This window comes from Desulfonatronovibrio magnus, assembly GCF_000934755.1.
Lineage (GTDB): Bacteria > Desulfobacterota > Desulfovibrionia > Desulfovibrionales > Desulfonatronovibrionaceae > Desulfonatronovibrio > Desulfonatronovibrio magnus.
Window position 1 is genome coordinate 36,098 of sequence record NZ_KN882177.1, and the last position, 16,577, is coordinate 52,674.

Genomic DNA, 16,577 nt, shown 5'->3' on the forward strand with positions numbered 1-16,577 from the left:
AGTATGAACAAGATTCTTGATCAAAATGAAGTTGATGCTCTTTTGAGAGGGCTGACAGGTGGAGAAGTTGAAACTGAAACCGACATTCCTGATGATGATACAGGAGTGGTTGATTTTGATATCTCCAACCAGGACCGAATCATTCGTGGCCGAATGCCGGTTCTGGAAATTATCAATGACAGATTTTCCCGGCTTTCAACCAATGCCATGGCCAATGCCATGCGCAAAAGAGTGGATGTGAATCCAATTTCTATTGATATGTCCAAGTTTGGGGACTTTATGCGTTCCCTTCCGGTTCCTACAAGCATCAACATCTTTAAAATTGATCCTCTGAGGGGCAATGCTCTTATGATCATTGATACCCGTCTTGTTTTTGCACTGGTGGAAAATTTTTTCGGGGGCGCCGGCAGCCAGCCCAAGGTGGAAGGTAGAGATTTTACTCCTATTGAGCAGAGCATTGTCATTAAAGTAGCCAAGATGCTTCTGGCTAACCTCGAAGATGCCTGGCGCCCGGTCCATGAGGTGGGAATCGAACTCAGCCGTTCTGAAGTCAATCCTCAGTTCGCTACTATTGTACCACCCAGTGACGTGGTGGTTGTGGTCAGTTTTGAAGTGGAACTGGAAAACGCCATTGGTTCTCTTGTCATCTGTCTGCCTTACGCCACTATTGAGCCTATCAGGTCCAAACTTTACGCTTCATATCAGTCTGAAAGACTTGAGGTTGATCATGCCTGGCTGACAAGATTTAAAGAAAGACTTATGGAGATACCAGTTAATTTTGATGTGACCATAGGCAAGACTGAGATAACTGGAAGACAGCTTTTGAATATGGAGATTGGGGATATTCTGGTTCTTAACACTGATGAGGAAGATCTTTTGCCTGCCAAGGTACAGGGTGTTGTCAAATTTCATGGCATTCCAGGGTTTGTAAAAGGAAGCAAGGCCTATCAGGTGATACAGGAAGAAGAGACCAATTTTTGATTTGTCAGTTATATTTAGTTGGTAGCCATCTAAATTTTTTTAAATATAATTATAGTTGATTAGAAAAGGCACTTTTCGCCTGAATAACTTAGAGGAACAATTATGAGTCAAGAAGATAAAAATGATGCTGAAGATCAGGATAAACTTGCTGAAGAATGGGCGGCTGCTTTGGCTGAGGGTGGTGATGACGAAGGCGATGAAAACGGTGCTTCAGACTCAACTTCCGATGCCTCAGATGATCAGGCTCTGGCTGATGAATGGGCTGCTGCGCTTGCCTCGGAGGAAGAGGACAATATAAAGGAAGAGAACAAGCAGAAGAGTCTCGCTGCAGAAAGCAAGGAACCTCAATTCAAAGATATGACGGCTGAGGCCAAAAAAAAGCCGGAGGGCACCAAACGCGATCTAGATTTTATTCTTGACATTCCTTTGACAGTATCTGCCCAGCTTGGAAGCACTCAGCTTTTGATTAACGAACTGCTGCAGCTTGGTCAGGGATCTGTCATAGAATTGAATAAACTGGCTGGTGAGCCTTTAGAAATTCATGTAAACGGCAAGCTTGTGGCTCGGGGTGAAGCAGTGGTTATTAATGAAAAATTCGGGGTCAGGCTTACTGATATTATCAGCCCCATTGAGAGGATCAAGCAACTTGGATAATGCTGTAAATGGATCAATAGATATGGGCATGGCCGGTGTAAAAATGGCATCTGCCCTGCTGATTATTCTGGGGCTGTTGTTTCTTGGCTTTTATCTTCTTAAGAAATACGGACATAAGGCAGGGCTTGGCATTGGATCGGAAAGTATGCTTAAGGTTGTCAGTGCAGTAAGCATAGGCCCCAAGAAAAGTGTAGTTGTGGTCCGCTTTTTGAATAAAGATCTGGTACTTGGAGTCACAGACTCTCAAATTAACCTCTTAACGGAGAGCCGGATCGATGAATACAAAGACCATAATTTCGCCAAGGTTTTGTCTGAAAAAACTGACACTGACAGTTCTTAGTCTGATAGTTTTCCTTCCTGCCGCCGCTTTGGCCCAGGAGCCCTTAGTTCCAACCCTGTCCATGCAGTTTTCCGGAGGGCAGGCTTCCCCGGAAAAGGTAGCTGTCACTCTGGAAATTATCTTCCTGCTGACCGTTCTGTCTGTGGCGCCAGCCATAGTTCTTACTGCTACCTGCTTTACACGTCTGGTTATTGTCTTTTCATTTATTCGTCATGCCATGGGCACTCAACAAATGCCTCCCAACCAGGTTCTTGCTGCGCTGGCCATTTTTTTGACAGTGGCTATCATGTCGCCTGTGGGTACGCAGATCAATGATAATGCACTTCAGCCTTACCTCAATGAAGATATTGATTACCGGGTGGCGCTAAGCAATGCAGAAGAGCCTTTCAGGGAATTTCTATTCAAACACACAAGGGAAAAAGACCTTTCAGTTTTTTATTCCATTACAGGTCATGATCGCCCTGAAACCAAGGATGATGTTCCCACAATGCTGCTGCTGCCTGCATTTGTGATAAGTGAGCTTAAAACAGCTTTTCAGATTGGCTTTATGATTTACATCCCGTTTCTGATACTTGATATGGTGGTAGCCAGTATTCTTTTGTCCATGGGTATGATGATGCTGCCTCCGGTTATGATTTCCATGCCCTTTAAGGTACTGCTCTTTGTAATGGTGGATGGATGGAATCTGCTTGTTGGTTCGCTGGTTAACAGTTTTGCATGACAAAGGGGGAAGGGAGAAGGCTGAAGGCTGAAGGTTGAAGGCTTAAAACTTAAAACTTAAAACTTAAGACTTAAAACTTAAGACTTAAAACTTAAAACAAATAAACATATTATCCTGGAGAATTAAAATGACACCAGATTTTGTAATTGGATTCGCTCGTCAGTCCATTGAAACAACCCTGATGATTGCTCTGCCCATGCTGGGAGTGGGCATGGTGGTGGGTGTGACCGTGAGTATAATTCAGGCGGCCACTCAAATTCAGGAGATGACATTAACCATTGTACCCAAAATTATCGCCATATTTCTTGTGCTGCTGTTTGCTTTTCCCTGGATTATGAATACGATGATTACCTTTACTACTAACCTGTTTCTGAATCTTCCCAACTATATTGGGTAGCTTTATTAACCCTGCAGCGACATTTTTTGCTAATAGATGCCTCGACAACCGGGGACAGGCACTTTTGCTGACTTTAACTGAAACAGCCGGACTGTCCGGCGGCAAAAGAGCCAGTTTCCTTCTAAGCAACTAAAACCAAATAAGCAATAAATTCAAAGCATTATGGTTTTGCCATACAGATTACTTGGGTCGCTTAGGCTCCCTCGTGGGTGACAGGTTTTCAGCAACTACATCCCTGTCAGCTCAGGTGTCATTGCGAGCGAGTCTTCGAGCGCGGCAATCTCTAACGTGTTAAGGCTGATTTTTTAGTTACTCACACGTTCGGTCCCGGGCCGCCCGGGTGAGGAGCTTACAAGTAACTAAAACCAAATTATTAACAAAATCAGACGGTTATAGTTTTCACAATTTTAAGATTTTTACATATGATTGATTCTCAATTACCAGAAAAGTTCCGTCAAAGATGAGAGCTTTGCGCTTGGCACAGGGACTGTCCCTCGCTGTGTAAATTTTGTCATTAAAGCCAATTTCTTCCAGGGACCAATGCAGCATGAAACTTTTTAATAGTACCTCGCGGGGACTGTCCCAATTTCCAAATATGGGACTGTTCTTCAAGGTGGAGGCGGCTTCCAGCCGCCTTGAATTAAATAGCCTGCAGGCTGCAGGCTCCACTTTAAAGACAGTTACTCACAGATTAGGTCCCGGGCCGCCCGGCTGCGGGGCTTTTTAGTAACTTACTCCTGAAACCCTTTCATAAAAAACAAAAAAAGTTAAAGACGGCCCATTATCTCTCGCAGATGATCAAGCCAGATTTCGTTAATGTTTTCGAAGGAACCAAGGCCTTTCATAACAGCTTTTGCGTCAATGCCCATATTGCTCAGAACTGTAATCCATGAGTCTGTCTGCCTCCCAGCCATGTCATTTATGGCGTGTTCTCCAGCCACTACCATAAGTGGATAAAGGCGAGCCCTGGTGATTTTATTTTTTTGCAACAGAGGCAAAATTTCTTCTAAGCTGGGGGTGCCTTCAACTGCGCCTACAAAAATATTGGGATGGCAGAGCCAGAAGTGATATTGCAGGGCGGAATAGTAAACATTGGCAGGGTGGACACTGCCATGGCCCATGAGGATGATCGCTTCATCCTCGTGGACAGATGGAGAGATATTGTCCATCATGGCTGCGGCAAAGCGTTGAAGGTCCCTGCTGTGGCTGAGAAGAGGGTTGCCCAGAACAATTTTCTTAATTCCTTTGGGCAGTCCCTGGATGGCCCGACTGATCTGAATAAGATCATGGTGTTCAAGCCCGGGAATGATCAAAAGGGATTGCATGGCCACATGTTCCAGCCCATTTTCCGCCATGAGGCTTAAAGCCTGGACAGGAGAGTGTACAGGCTTTCCCTGATTTTTTAGTTTTTCCCTGATGACTTGAGAAGTATAAGCCCAGTATATGGGGATATCAGGATAAACTTCGCGCACCTGTTGTTGGATATTGTCGTAAACGCTGTCCGCTCCTGGAACGGATGTTCCAAAGGCGGTCAGCAAAATGCCTGTTTTATCAGGTTCAGTCATGAAATTCTCCAGATTAGGTTTCTAACTTGAGAGTTAAAAGTTAATGCGTCTTGAGTGAGTCTTCCAACGGGCGGTTGAAATATCTTTTTTGGGTTGTGGGCACAGTCCTCATTAGCATAAGAAAACTTAAGTCAATTCAGACAGCCTATTTTTTCTGTTCAACCTGCTCAAAACAGGGAATACACAGATTTTGTCCATCAAAGAGGCGTACCCGTGACTCCATGGTCATATCGCCACATGTTGCACATTTGTGACTTTCCATAATTTTGGCGGGCCGAGGAGGGGAGTTTTCAATCTCTTTCATGACAAACAGATCATCAAGATTGTGGTTCATAATTAATGATATCTGGTTCTGTCTCAAGGTTTTTAAACGCTCCTGTTCTTCCGGGGTCAGCTCTTGAGAGAGAGATTTTTTCATTAAAGAGCGCATTTCCTTCCTTTCTGGCCCAAAACAGCCTTCCTTCAGGGTAATACGAAATGCCACCGGTTTTTCCTGATCATAAAAAGTGAAAGCAATTTTGCCAAAATCCTTGTGAATCAGATTGCCTTTACCAAAAGTACATCCTGTTAAATATTGAATGGCATCCACAGCGCACATATCTGTTTCCACCACTGTCAAAAATTTGTCGCCTTTTGTGCGGTTCAGCTTGCGAAGAGCCAGCTCTGAGGCCCTTATGCCAATGCTTAGCCCGGGACAATTGTGTCCATGAAAGGAAATGGTGTCATTGATCAGTTGTTCATTAATTGTGCAGGCCATATTTTCTCCTTATGTTTATGGTTGTATGCGCAACAAGATGGCAAGCGCGCAAATATGGGTTTACGCTCTGAAAGAAGATTTTAGATAATTTCATCCGTCAGGTAAAGTTTGAAACAGCGCGTTATGTGTAAAGCGTTGGGAAGAGAGCTGGGTATGTAAAGGGCATGGCAGATCAATGTTGCCCTTGGGCTGATTTTTTCTTATAAGCATCTCACCCGGGCGGCCCGGGACCGAACCTGTGAGTAACTGTCTTTAAAGTCGAGCCTGCATCCTGCAGGCTATTAAAGACCGGGCGGCTGGAAGCCGCCTCCACATTGAAGAACAGTCCCATATTTGGAAATTGGGACAGTCCCCGCGAGGTACTATAAAAAAGATTGATGCTGCATTGGTTCCTGGAAGAGATTTGCTTTGATGACAAAATTTACACAGCGAGGGACAGTCCCCGTGCCAGGCGCAAAGTTCCCATCTTTGACGGAACTTTTCTGGCAAATGTGCATCAATCATGAGCAAAAATCGTTAAAACTTGAAGGCTGTAAGTATCTGATTTTATTAGTAAAACGATTGTAGTTGCTTGTAAGCTCCTTCTCTGGGCGGACCGGGACCGAACCTGTGAGTAACTTTAGGAGACGGTCACTTTCAAGGAAATTGTGACAGTCCCCCTCCGGGCTGTAAGCTTCCGGGCAGGAAGCTGTGCCAGGCGCAAAATTTCCATCTTTGACGGAACTTTTCTAACAAATGTGCATGAATCATAAGCAAAAATAGTTTTATTGTGAAAACTATAACATCTTCAAACTCCCAATGTCAGCTTATGCTTGCGTAAACAGTTCAGAACCTTATGATTAAAATTATATGATTAAAATTATAATTATTTGTTTTTTTTCATTCTTTTTTTCTTTTTCCGCTTTTGCACAGGAAAACGATATTCCAGGCATGGAAATCTCCTCGAAGGGCATTTCTTATACTGTTGTTTTTACGGGAGAAATGAGCTCTCGCATCAGACAGGTGTTAAACCAGGTTTCTGAAACGGTTACCTTGAAAAATCGGCCTCCCATGACCGAGGCTCAGTTGCGCAGAAGAGCAGAGCATGATCTTGATGAGTTTACCAGAGCGCTGCGGTCATTTGGATATTACAGGTCATCAAACAAATATTTTATTAATACAACCCAAAGTGGCAAGGAAGTGGAGTTCAGCATAGATACCGGACCGGCCTATGTTATCCGCAATGTTCATATAAACAACATCTGTCCTGAAATGACTCCGCTTCCGGAAATACCTTCCATGGAAAGTCTTGGACTGACTGCAGGAAGCTCCATTGAGTCAGCCAAAGTGCTCAGTGCCCGTCAAGTTATAATGAGGTCAGCCAGAGCCCATGGATTTCCATTTCCATTCGTTGAACTGGGAGAAGTGCTCATAGATCATAAAGAGCAAATTGCAGATATCGTGTATAATGTTGATCCAGGTCCCAGGGCAGTTTTCGGAGAAACAGAGATTCAGGGATTGAGCAGGGTGAAACCTGAATATGTGTATGAAAAAATCCCCTGGGAAAAAGGCAAGCCTTTCTCTGCTCCCCAGCTTAATGAGCTGCGGAGAAAGCTGACCGGAACAGGGCTTTTTGCCACTGTTGATGTTGGTCATGCCCAGGAGCTTGATGAAGATGGCAGTTTGCCCATGTATATTCAGGTTAACGAGCGCAGGCCCAGAACTGCAAGGGCAGGAGTTGGCTATCAGACAGATATTGGTCCAGAGCTGAAACTTGGCTGGATGCACAGAAATTTGCGCGGTAAAGGGGAAAGGCTTGAGTTTGATCTTGGAGTATCAGATGTTCAGCGCATTGTAGAGGGAACTTATACAATTCCATCTTTTTTTCATCCTGACCAGAACCTGGTGCTCAAGGCCGGGTTGGATGATGAAAGCAAGGATGCATATGACTCAAGAAGTGTTTATTCCTCTGCCATGGTAGAGAGAAGATTTAGTGAACAGCTTTCTGTTGGAGCAGGAGTAGGATACAGGGCCGCGCAAGTAAAGCAGTTCGGGGAAACCACTGATTTAAGGCTGGCGTTTTTTCCTGCCACTGTCACATGGGATGGGCGCGATGATATATTGAATCCCGGGACAGGGATAAGAGCCAATGTCAGGCTTACACCATTCATTGATACCCTTGATTCAAAAACAAGGTTTATCAAAAGTTATGCCAGCCTGAATACCTATCTTGAGATTCTTGACGACAAAAGGCTGGTGCTGGCCGGGCGCGGAGCATTGGGAGCCATTAATGCTGAAAGCAACTCAAAAGTACCGCCTGATGAAAGGTTTTATGCCGGGGGAGGGGGTTCTGTTCGTGGTTACTCATATCAAAGTGCCGGCAGAATGACAGACAAAAAACCTGTGGGCGGATTATCGCTGGCAGAATTAAACGCTGAAATCAGACTGAAGCTGGCTCAACGTCATGGTCTGGTGGCTTTTGTAGATGGAGGGCGGGCTTTTGATTCTTCATACCCGGATTTTGATCAACGACTTTTCTGGGGTTATGGTGTGGGATACAGATTTTTTACTGATTTTGGTCCCATTCGTGCTGACATAGCATTTCCTCTGAACCGCAGAAAAGGGGTTGATGACAGTTTTCAACTTTACATCAGTATTGGTCAGTCGTTTTAAAGGACGAAACTATCACTACAACGCCAATTTATTTGAGCTGCTCCCTGCTTTCCTTAAAAAAGGCTAATGCGGGCTGTGCCCACAACCCAAATTAAACAAGAATTGTTCAGTTGCGGCTATATCTGGACTTTTCAGGCTGAAGGCTGAAGGCTGAAGAATTCAGATTTTGGACCTTATTGGTCTTGTGAGTGTTTAAAATTTTGATGTTTTTTACTACAGGATTGTGGCGGTAAGTTACTAAAATATTGCCTTGAGAGTAATTTGGATGATGAGAAAATATTTAAAAAGATTTTTTATTGGGCTGACATCAATATTTCTGTTGATTTGTCTAATCACAGGTGCTCTGCTTATTTTTATTCAAACAAGTTCCGGTCAGAAATTAATTGTATCCAAGCTCAATGATATTCTGCACTGGGATGATGGCCAGGTTGTGCTTGAAGGGCTGTCTGGCAGAGTGCCCTTCAACATGACCCTGGACAGGGTTGACATCAAAGATGAGCAGGGAGACTGGCTGGTCGTGGAGGATGTTGAGCTTAACTGGTCCTTTGCCAGGCTTTTATCCCGCGAGTTTCATATTTTCAATGTCGGAGCAGACAGGGTAATATTTAACCGTCTGCCGGAGTATGAAGGCTCAGAAGTTGACCCTGAGGACCGGGAACCCTTGCAGATTAAATGGCAATGGCCCTTGCCTCCATTAACTGTTGAAAAAATTTTTCTGAACGATGTATATATTTCTGAAGCAGTCATGGAACATGAACTGCATTTTGATGCTCTCGGCAGCCTGTATGCTGACAGAAAAGGCTTTTCAGTAGCCAACCTTAAGGTTAACAGGCTTGATGAACCATCATCATTAATTGACTTGAACGCAGAACTCAGACGCGATCCTTATAATCTTGACATTGATCTTACTGCTTTTGACCCGGGAATTCTGCCAGCATTGGTTGGCCTTGAAAACTGGCCTGAAAATACATCCCTGTCCATTCAGGGGGCAGGCGTGTTAAATGCCTGGACATGCCGGGTTGAAATTGATGGCCAGGATATGTTTCATGCCGGACTGGACTTATGGATTGAAGAACGCGATTTTTATGTTCTGCATGGAGATGGAGAAATATATGTAAATCCTGCCTTGATACCGGAAGAGGGTATGGGGTTCACTGAGGACCCATTCTCTGTCCTGTTCAGTGCAGGCATCAATGATTATGACGCCTTGATTTTCGACAACTTCAATATTCAATCCAGTACCCTTGAGCTCAATGCTGCGGGCAGTTTTAAACCGGATGATCTGAGTGTAGAAGCTGCAGCAGATCTAATGGTCTTTGATATCAACCCCTTGCTCAAAGGTTCCGGGCTGACAATAGACAAGCCTGTAGAACTGCATGCTGTATTAAGTGGTCCGGTGAGTAAAATCCGAGTTGATGCCGACCTGCTGGTCCATGAATTTGCAGGGCATGGAACCATGTTCAGTCAGGCAGTGCTGGATGGGGTTTTTAATCTGAACCCGGAGCAGGGTGTCATGGCAGGTGCTGAAGGCGGCATCATTCTCAGCGGCCTGGCTCTTGATGATTATGCACAAATGCCGGAAATGGTGAATGTTGATTTTGACTTGCACTATTCAGATGCTGACACAGTTGTCATCAGATATTTGAACATTAATGCTGATAACTTCAGTTCTTCTGCCAGGGGAAGCTTTAATGCAGACAAGCTTGACTTTAAAGCTGAGGCACGGATGGACATAAAAAAGGTACAGAATTTTATTCCAGGCATGGGAGATGAACCTTTTTTTGAAACTGACCTGGGTCTTGATCTTGATGCATCAGGCAATATAGAAAAAGGAATTTACCAGGCAAAGCTCAGTTTCTTGTTTTCAGATTTCACATCTACAGATTCCGCCTTGAACACTTTGACAGGCAACCAGCCCACATTAGATATTGAAACCATCTTTGACCAGGACATGAAGCTTGAGATCAGACAGGCCACTGTCAGGGGTGCGGAGTTTAATGCTGATTTATCAGGTATGGCAGACTTTGAATATCAAAATATTGACCTTGCTGCGAAAATAGCCGTGCCTTCACTGCACAATCTTGGCAAGGCCTTAAATCTTAATCTGGGTGGTGAGTTTTTATCAGACATTTCAGTGCAGGGAACTCTTGACCTGCCGGAAATTGAGCTTTTGGCAACAGTCAACCACCTGGTTTATGAAGATCTTGAGCCCATGGACGTGCAGGCCCTGATTGTGGCGGATATTGTTGACACAGAACCCCATGGATGGATTGATATTGCCATAAGCCAGCATGAAAAGACATTGGATGTTTATTCAGGTTATTTTTTTGAAGGGCAGAAAGCGAGCCTGAGAAATCTTACTGCTGATGGCCCTGGTTTCAGTCTGTCCGGTTATGCAGAATACGACATGGCTTCAGGCCTTGCTGACGGCGATGTGGCAGTAAGCCTTTTCAGTCTTGAAGAGCTTGGAGCTTTTTTCAATACAGCCATCCAGGGAAACGTTCAGTCAAGGATTCAGCTGATCCCGGCCAATGACAATCAGAACGTTCATTTCTATCTAAGCGGTGAAGAAATCCGTTTTGCTGAATTTTCACTGGATACGGTAACGACATCCGGCACAATTGAAGACATTTTTTCTGCTCTTACTGTGGAATCAGAACTGGATCTGCAGGGTTTTACCTCGCCCCAGGCATCTCTGGACAGCCTGGCCCTTAATCTGTCAGGCCACCTTGAACAAGTTAGCTTTGCAGCTGATGCTTCAGGCTATGCAGCTCACCCATTTGATGTTCAGCTGGAAGGACAGTACTCCAGTCCCGGGCAGTCAATGCATAACCTGGAACTCTCTAAACTTGACGGCCGTTTTGCCCACGAGCCACTGTTGCTGGAGTCTCCTTTAAAGCTTTCCTTTGCTGACGACAATATTACCCTGGAACCAACCCAATTGAGGTTTGGATCAGGTGTAGCTGATCTTGATCTTGAATTCAGGCCCCAGGGTATAAATTCCAATATCAGCCTCAAGGGATTACAGCTGTCAGAGCTTCCTTTAGACGCTGTTCATTTCATGCTTGGCGAAATAAACCTTGACTTGCAGCTTACCGGACCACCCGAAAGCCCTGTGGCCAGCCTGGAATTACTGCTGAGCAATCTGGCTCCAGCTGCAGCCAATATGGAGGTTCCCTTCACTTTGACCATGACCTCTAATATACGCATGCAAGAAGGTGATCTGGACATGCAGGCCAGGCTTATGGACGAAGACAAGGAAATGCTTGCAGTCCATGTGGATATTCCCATGCATCTCTCCTTAGAGCCTTTTGCTCTTGATATGCCTGATCCACTCCCCCTTAACGGCAGTGTGGACTCCAAGCTTGATCTGGTGAAACTGGCTCTGATATTTTTACCTCCGGATCAGACTTTGTCCGGCTTTCTTCTGTCTGATCTGAAGATTGCAGGATCAGTAACCGAGCCCGATATTAAAGGTCATCTGCGTCTTGAAGATTCATTTTTTGAGCATCTTGATGCCGGGTTGCTGCTGGCAGATATTACTCTGGATGCGTTTCTGGATGGTACTTCTCTACAGATTGAGTCACTGACAGCAACTGATGGAATATCAGGTAAAATTATGGGATCAGGCAGTCTTGACTTTCACCCGTCAGGGGAAATGCCCTGGTCTTTCAGCGTGGATATGCAGGATTTCAGACTCCTGAATCAAAGGCTTGCAGTTGTCAATATTGATGACGGAGACCTTGCCTTGACAGGTGGCAAGTCACAGGCTGATGTATCTGGGAAAATTGTGTTTGACGGTATTGAGATAAATTTGCCAGGTCCTTCTCCTCCTGGAGTAGTGGATCTTCATGTGGTCACGGAAATCAATCATCCTCAGGCCCGGGAAGAAACAATCACCACCCGGCCTGGCGCGGAGTTTCCTGTCACTTTAGATATTGCTCTTGAATTTCCATCCAGAGTTTTTGTCAGAGGACGCGGGCTTGACTCTGAATGGGGTGGTGGACTGACCATTACGGGAAAAGCTGAAGCTCCGGAGATTCGTGGAGAACTGCAGGTGCAGCGGGGCAGACTGCTGCTTCTGGATCGAAGATTTGACCTTGAACGTGATTCCATTATTCATCTGGACGGATCCTATCCGCCTGATCCCGGTGTTGATATTGAGGCGTATCTGCGTCAAAGAGATAAGATGATTCACGTGCATGTATATGGTCCTGCACTTGATCCGGAGATAGTTTTTTCTTCGGATCCGCCTATGCCTGAAGATGAAATTCTGGCTTGGATTCTATTTGGCCGTGATCTTTCTACCCTGACGCCTTTTCAGGCAGTAGCACTGGCTGATTCAGCCAGAACCCTGGCCATGGGCAGTTCAGGACCTGGTGTCATGGATCAGGTCAGGTCATTTATCGGCGTAGATGATATAGATGTTACCCGGGATGAAGAAGGCCATACCCAGTTTGGCATGGGCAAGTATGTTCATGAAAGGGTATATGTGGAAGTAAAAAAAGGAACTTCGCCTGGGGGAGATGAAGTTGCAGTGCAAATTGAGCTCAGCCCGAGATTCAGCTTAGAAAGTAATGTTGATTCAGACAGTGAGGGAGGAGTGATGCTTTTCTGGAAGTATGATTATTAGTTAAAATAGATAATTATTGTACTTGACAAGAGTAATAATCCAAAGTTCTGCTTCTTCAGCCTTCAGCCTTCAGCCTTCAGCCTTCAGCCTTCAGCCTTCAGCCTTCAGCCTTCAGCCTTCAGCCTTAAAAAAAGCCGGTCACCATGTATAATGGATGACCGGCTTTTTTATTTATCGAACTTAAGATCTATTAAGGGTTCAGGCTTTTTCAATAGTGATGAAATGTTCCTGCAAAGACAGCCCGCCACCTGCCTTGCTCCACTTTTCAAGGCCGCCTACCATAAGTCTGTGATCGGCAACTCCCTTGTCACGGCCTCTGGTTTCTGCGGGAACGCCGCTGTTGAAACCATGCACCATAAAGGCAGCTTCAGGATGGATGAATTCAGTTACAAAGGCTCTGGTCTGGGCTGAGTATCCATTGTTTCCAGATACTTTGACCAGATCTCCATTACCAATGCCCATCTCTGCGGCTTTATCCTTGTTGATCCAGATTACATTTTCAGGCATCTGTTCGTGCAGGATGGGGTTGTTCATGGTATGCCCCTGAGTATGGACTCCGCACCTGCCAAAGGCTATTCTGAATTTGCCCTGTTCAGGAGCAGGTTTGTCTTCATAAGGTTTAAGGGATGGCTCACCAACTTCTTCCCATTTGGAGGAGATAATTTCAATCTTACCTGACGGTGTGTTGAATTTCAGGTTATCACGATCAAAGTAAACAGGTTTGTCAGTCAGGCTGACTATTCCTGTAGCATCCAGGTCTTCTATGTTTACCCCGGTACCTTCAAGCTGAAACTTCCAGATATCTTCAATTGAATCAAAAGCCAGTTTTTCAATACCCATTTTTTTGGCAATGCCACATAGAATTTCCCAGTCGGCCTTAGTGTCAAGGGAGGGCTCCATAGCGCGTTTTCGGACAAAGAAATGGGGCTTTAACCCATTTTTACAGGCCATGATACTTTCTCTTTCTAAGTAAGGAGACATGGGAAGAACAACATCTGAGTTCCAGGCGGTGGTGGACCATGAAAAAGTAATGGCTACCATGAGATCAAGTTTTTCAAAAATCTTTTTCATGGCATCAGGATCAGGCAAAGCCATCATGGGATCATGACGATGAACAATATATGCTTTAACCGGGTATGGATCAGCGGTTTCAATGGCTTTGAAAGCAAGGTTGAGCAGTCCGGGGCCGGCATCAAGATGAGGATATTTCCAACCTACTCCATCAGCTCTTTTGCCTTCAGGTTTGGGAAAGAGACCTGCCAGAGAGTTCAGACCTTTACGGCCGCAATCACCGGGTTTGGCCAGAATGGGTAGACCACCTTTGGTGCCGAAGCTGCCAAGGAGGCCGTTGATGATGTATGCAGAGCGGGCTACATAAAATGAATCATCATATCTGGCTGCCATCCAGCCGGCGTGCCAGATGACCTGGGGCTTGGCCTTGGCCAGTTCAGCCACAAAGGCACGCAGATCAGCGGCTTTGACCCCTGTTTTTTCTTCAGCCCACTCAGGTGAGTAATCACTGATAAAAACTTTCAGCTTGTCGAAACCATCAAAATATTTCTGTACATATTTTGTATCGTACAGTTTTTTCTCAATGAGCTCGTGAATGACTGCCAGGTTAAAAGCATAATCAGTGCCAGGTCTTATCTGGAAATAGTTGTCAGCCTTTCCTGCTGTAATGGAAGCTCTGATATCAATGACTGTCAGTTTTGCTCCAGCAGCCATGCCGTCAAGAACTGAATTGACTTCACTTACATTAATGGCTTCAAAGATATTTCTGGTTTGCAGAATAATATGCTTTGCATTTTTGTAATCGTAGACTGTTCCCTTTCTTCCAAATCCTGTCAAAGACTTGGCTGCATGATGCACATTTCGGCCACAGGTTACATCGTGATTGCAATAGTTGACTGACCCGATTCCCTTGACAAATGCTTTATGCAGATCAGCAAAGGGACCTGAGCGGTCAGACCATAAAACAGAGTTGGCACCATGCTCCTTGATGATGCCTTGAAGCTTGTCTGCTACATATTCAAAAGCTTCATCCCATGTGGCTTTACGCCACTTGCCTTCTCCGCGTTCTCCCTCTCTGATCAGCGGTTGCCTGATTCTGTCGGAATCTTTAAGCAAGCCTGGGCCTGCAGCCCCTCTGGCACACAGTGCACCTTTCAGAGGTGAATGGGGGTTGCCCTGGATGAATTTGAGATCATCTCCTTCCAGATCGACCTGGATGGGGCACCTGACTGTACACATTCCACAAACACTGTAAACACTATTCTTAGTCATAAAAGTCCTCCCGATTTTTTTTGCCTGTTACCAGAGCTTAAAATTTATGACAAGTAAAAAAATAAATTGGGAAAAAAAAAACAAGCATTTTTTTCCTTGACATAAACAAGCGATTAGGGTTTATAGTCCACTTTGTTTTATTTAACCTGCTGTTTTGCTTTTTTAACTTAACTTTTTAAGGAAGTGAACTGTTATGAGTGTAACCTGGCTGCATTTTGCGATAATACTTTTCTTTATCCATGGGATAATTTTTGCTGTAGCCCCTTTCCTGTTGTCCATGCTCGTTGCTCCAAGGGTTCAATCTGAAGAATTAAGGATGCCATATGAGTGTGGAATGTCTCCCTATGGCTCGGCATGGGTTAAGTTCGGAATCAATTACTATTTTTACGCATTGCTGTTTCTGGCTTTTGATGTGGATGTTCTGTACCTGTTTCCGGTAGCTACCTACTATGCTGACAGTCAGGGAATCGTGCCCTTTGTCAAGCTTTGCATATTTATTGTAATTCTTTTCGCTTCGGTGATTTACTTCTGGAAAAAAGGAGTCTTTACATGGCCCAAGAGAATCAAGTTTTAAGCCTGAAAGAGGCTGATACCCAAATCGACCAGCCCATAATTAATATGACGCTGGTGCAAAAATACGTGGATCTGTGCAGATCCATGGCCTTGTGGCCCATGACCTTTGGTCTTGCATGCTGTGCCATTGAAATGATGGCCATTGGTATGGCCAGGTTTGATGTTGCCAGGTTTGGAGCTGAAGTTTTCAGGCCCTCTCCGCGTCAGTCTGACCTTATGATTGTTGCGGGTACCGTATCTAAGAAAATGGCACCCATGGTAGTCAGGCTTTACGAGCAGATGCCGGGACCAAAATGGGTTATTGCCATGGGAAATTGTGCTATTTCGGGTGGCCCTTTTCGTTACAAGGATCAGTATGGCATAGTTGAAGGCATTGACAAGCTTGTTCCTGTTGATGTTTATGTTCCCGGTTGTCCTCCAAGGCCTGAAGGTCTTCTCGAAGGCTTGTTTCAGCTTCAGAAAAAAATCACCAACAAACGCTGGTGGCCGATGCCCAAAGGAGTTGAATAATGAGCAGTCAGGTTTCTAAAAGCATTAAGGAAGCATGCAGTCTGCTGGCTGATCAGAGCAAGACCGGCTACACTGCTGACATGCTGGTGAACGTTCAGGACATACTCAAGGCTGCGCAAAAGGTTGATGAAGCAGGATACTTTATAGAGGATGTTTCATGTCTTGATATGAAAGAAGGCTTTATGGTGGTATATCACTTTGCTCATTTTGAGAAAAAAGGCAGGGTTTGTCTAAGAGCTATTGTTGATCGTGATAAGCCGGACGTTCCTTCTGTATCTTCTATTTATCCCGGAGCAGACTGGCATGAAAGAGAGTGTTATGATTTTTTTGGCATCAATTTTGTCAAACACCCCAATCTAATCCCTCTTCTCCTGGACCCGGAACACGATGGACCCCCTCCCCTGATCAAGGAAGAAGGCAAACGCAAGGATATATATCAGCTTTATCCCGGCTTGACGGGGAGCACAGTCAGTCCCGATAGCAAAGAGTTTGCAGAGGCCATTAACTAAAG

13 protein-coding genes are annotated in these 16,577 nt (G+C 44.9%); 10 read left to right on the top strand and 3 right to left on the bottom strand.

What is annotated here, in order from left to right; translation table 11 throughout:
- Nucleotides 1–3 precede the first annotated feature (3 nt).
- The 5 genes from fliM (at nucleotide 4) to fliQ (ending at nucleotide 3,093) form a co-directional block, all read left to right on the top strand.
- On the top strand, nucleotides 4–981 hold the full coding sequence (fliM, locus tag LZ23_RS16385; RefSeq protein WP_045215944.1) for a flagellar motor switch protein FliM: 978 nt from the start codon (nucleotides 4–6) through the stop codon (nucleotides 979–981).
- Between the two features lie 102 nt (nucleotides 982–1,083).
- Entirely contained in the window at nucleotides 1,084–1,635 is a 552-nt protein-coding gene (gene fliN, locus LZ23_RS16390; RefSeq protein WP_045215946.1) for a flagellar motor switch protein FliN, read from the top strand.
- On the top strand, nucleotides 1,628–1,975 hold the full coding sequence (gene fliO, locus LZ23_RS16395; RefSeq protein ID WP_232300528.1) for a flagellar biosynthetic protein FliO: 348 nt from the start codon (nucleotides 1,628–1,630) through the stop codon (nucleotides 1,973–1,975). The genes fliN and fliO overlap by 8 nt, the downstream gene beginning before the upstream one ends.
- A complete protein-coding gene (fliP, locus tag LZ23_RS16400) occupies nucleotides 1,911–2,696 on the top strand; it encodes a flagellar type III secretion system pore protein FliP (protein WP_045215947.1) in 786 nt (261 codons plus the stop codon). Before fliO ends, fliP begins: the two co-directional genes overlap by 65 nt.
- 127 nt (nucleotides 2,697–2,823) lie before the next feature.
- Nucleotides 2,824–3,093, top strand: a complete 270-nt coding sequence (gene fliQ, locus LZ23_RS16405; RefSeq protein WP_045215949.1) for a flagellar biosynthesis protein FliQ — start codon at nucleotides 2,824–2,826, stop codon at nucleotides 3,091–3,093.
- Nucleotides 3,094–3,860: 767 nt separating this feature from the next.
- On the opposite strand, the gene LZ23_RS16415 is transcribed toward fliQ, so the two are convergent.
- Nucleotides 3,861–4,658, bottom strand: coding sequence for a sirohydrochlorin cobaltochelatase (locus LZ23_RS16415; protein WP_052507456.1), 798 nt, complete (start codon nucleotides 4,656–4,658; stop codon nucleotides 3,861–3,863).
- Between the two features lie 145 nt (nucleotides 4,659–4,803).
- On the bottom strand, nucleotides 4,804–5,415 hold the full coding sequence (locus LZ23_RS16420) for an FmdE family protein (protein ID WP_045215952.1): 612 nt from the start codon (nucleotides 5,413–5,415) through the stop codon (nucleotides 4,804–4,806).
- Nucleotides 5,416–6,264: 849 nt separating this feature from the next.
- Between LZ23_RS16420 and LZ23_RS16425 the strand changes: the two genes are divergently transcribed.
- Together LZ23_RS16425 and LZ23_RS16430 are read left to right on the top strand one after the other, a co-directional pair.
- Nucleotides 6,265–8,067, top strand: a complete 1,803-nt coding sequence (locus LZ23_RS16425) for an autotransporter assembly complex protein TamA (RefSeq protein ID WP_084591112.1) — start codon at nucleotides 6,265–6,267, stop codon at nucleotides 8,065–8,067.
- 265 nt (nucleotides 8,068–8,332) lie between these two features.
- The gene (locus tag LZ23_RS16430) at nucleotides 8,333–12,700 is read left to right on the top strand and encodes a translocation/assembly module TamB domain-containing protein (protein ID WP_045215954.1); all 4,368 of its coding nucleotides are present in this window, start codon (nucleotides 8,333–8,335) and stop codon (nucleotides 12,698–12,700) included.
- A gap of 198 nt (nucleotides 12,701–12,898) precedes the next feature.
- On the opposite strand, the gene LZ23_RS16435 is transcribed toward LZ23_RS16430, so the two are convergent.
- On the bottom strand, nucleotides 12,899–14,983 hold the full coding sequence (locus LZ23_RS16435; RefSeq protein ID WP_045215956.1) for a molybdopterin-dependent oxidoreductase: 2,085 nt from the start codon (nucleotides 14,981–14,983) through the stop codon (nucleotides 12,899–12,901).
- 193 nt (nucleotides 14,984–15,176) lie between these two features.
- On the opposite strand from LZ23_RS16435, the gene LZ23_RS16440 reads away from it, so the two are divergent.
- From LZ23_RS16440 to LZ23_RS16450, 3 genes are read left to right on the top strand one after another with little or no spacing between them, the layout of a single operon-like run.
- Nucleotides 15,177–15,557, top strand: coding sequence for an NADH-quinone oxidoreductase subunit A (locus LZ23_RS16440; RefSeq protein WP_045215957.1), 381 nt, complete (start codon nucleotides 15,177–15,179; stop codon nucleotides 15,555–15,557).
- Complete coding sequence (locus tag LZ23_RS16445; RefSeq protein ID WP_045215958.1) at nucleotides 15,533–16,066, top strand: NADH-quinone oxidoreductase subunit B; 534 nt, start codon at nucleotides 15,533–15,535, stop codon at nucleotides 16,064–16,066. The genes LZ23_RS16440 and LZ23_RS16445 overlap by 25 nt, the downstream gene beginning before the upstream one ends.
- The gene (locus LZ23_RS16450; protein WP_045215960.1) at nucleotides 16,066–16,575 is read left to right on the top strand and encodes an NADH-quinone oxidoreductase subunit C; all 510 of its coding nucleotides are present in this window, start codon (nucleotides 16,066–16,068) and stop codon (nucleotides 16,573–16,575) included. Before LZ23_RS16445 ends, LZ23_RS16450 begins: the two co-directional genes overlap by 1 nt.
- Nucleotides 16,576–16,577: the final 2 nt, after the last annotated feature.

Excerpts from the sequence above, each read along its gene's own strand:
- fliM (WP_045215944.1), top strand. The coding sequence starts at position 4 with ATGAACAAGATTCTTGATCAAAATGAAGTTGATGCTCTTTTGAGAGGG.
- fliN (WP_045215946.1), top strand. The coding sequence starts at position 1,084 with ATGAGTCAAGAAGATAAAAATGATGCTGAAGATCAGGATAAACTTGCT.
- fliP (WP_045215947.1), top strand. The coding sequence starts at position 1,911 with ATGAATACAAAGACCATAATTTCGCCAAGGTTTTGTCTGAAAAAACTG.
- fliQ (WP_045215949.1), top strand. The coding sequence starts at position 2,824 with ATGACACCAGATTTTGTAATTGGATTCGCTCGTCAGTCCATTGAAACA.
- LZ23_RS16415 (WP_052507456.1), bottom strand. The coding sequence starts at position 4,658 with ATGACTGAACCTGATAAAACAGGCATTTTGCTGACCGCCTTTGGAACA.
- LZ23_RS16420 (WP_045215952.1), bottom strand. The coding sequence starts at position 5,415 with ATGGCCTGCACAATTAATGAACAACTGATCAATGACACCATTTCCTTT.
- LZ23_RS16425 (WP_084591112.1), top strand. The coding sequence starts at position 6,265 with ATGATTAAAATTATAATTATTTGTTTTTTTTCATTCTTTTTTTCTTTT.
- LZ23_RS16430 (WP_045215954.1), top strand. The coding sequence starts at position 8,333 with ATGATGAGAAAATATTTAAAAAGATTTTTTATTGGGCTGACATCAATA.
- LZ23_RS16435 (WP_045215956.1), bottom strand. The coding sequence starts at position 14,983 with ATGACTAAGAATAGTGTTTACAGTGTTTGTGGAATGTGTACAGTCAGG.
- LZ23_RS16440 (WP_045215957.1), top strand. The coding sequence starts at position 15,177 with ATGAGTGTAACCTGGCTGCATTTTGCGATAATACTTTTCTTTATCCAT.
- LZ23_RS16445 (WP_045215958.1), top strand. The coding sequence starts at position 15,533 with ATGGCCCAAGAGAATCAAGTTTTAAGCCTGAAAGAGGCTGATACCCAA.
- LZ23_RS16450 (WP_045215960.1), top strand. The coding sequence starts at position 16,066 with ATGAGCAGTCAGGTTTCTAAAAGCATTAAGGAAGCATGCAGTCTGCTG.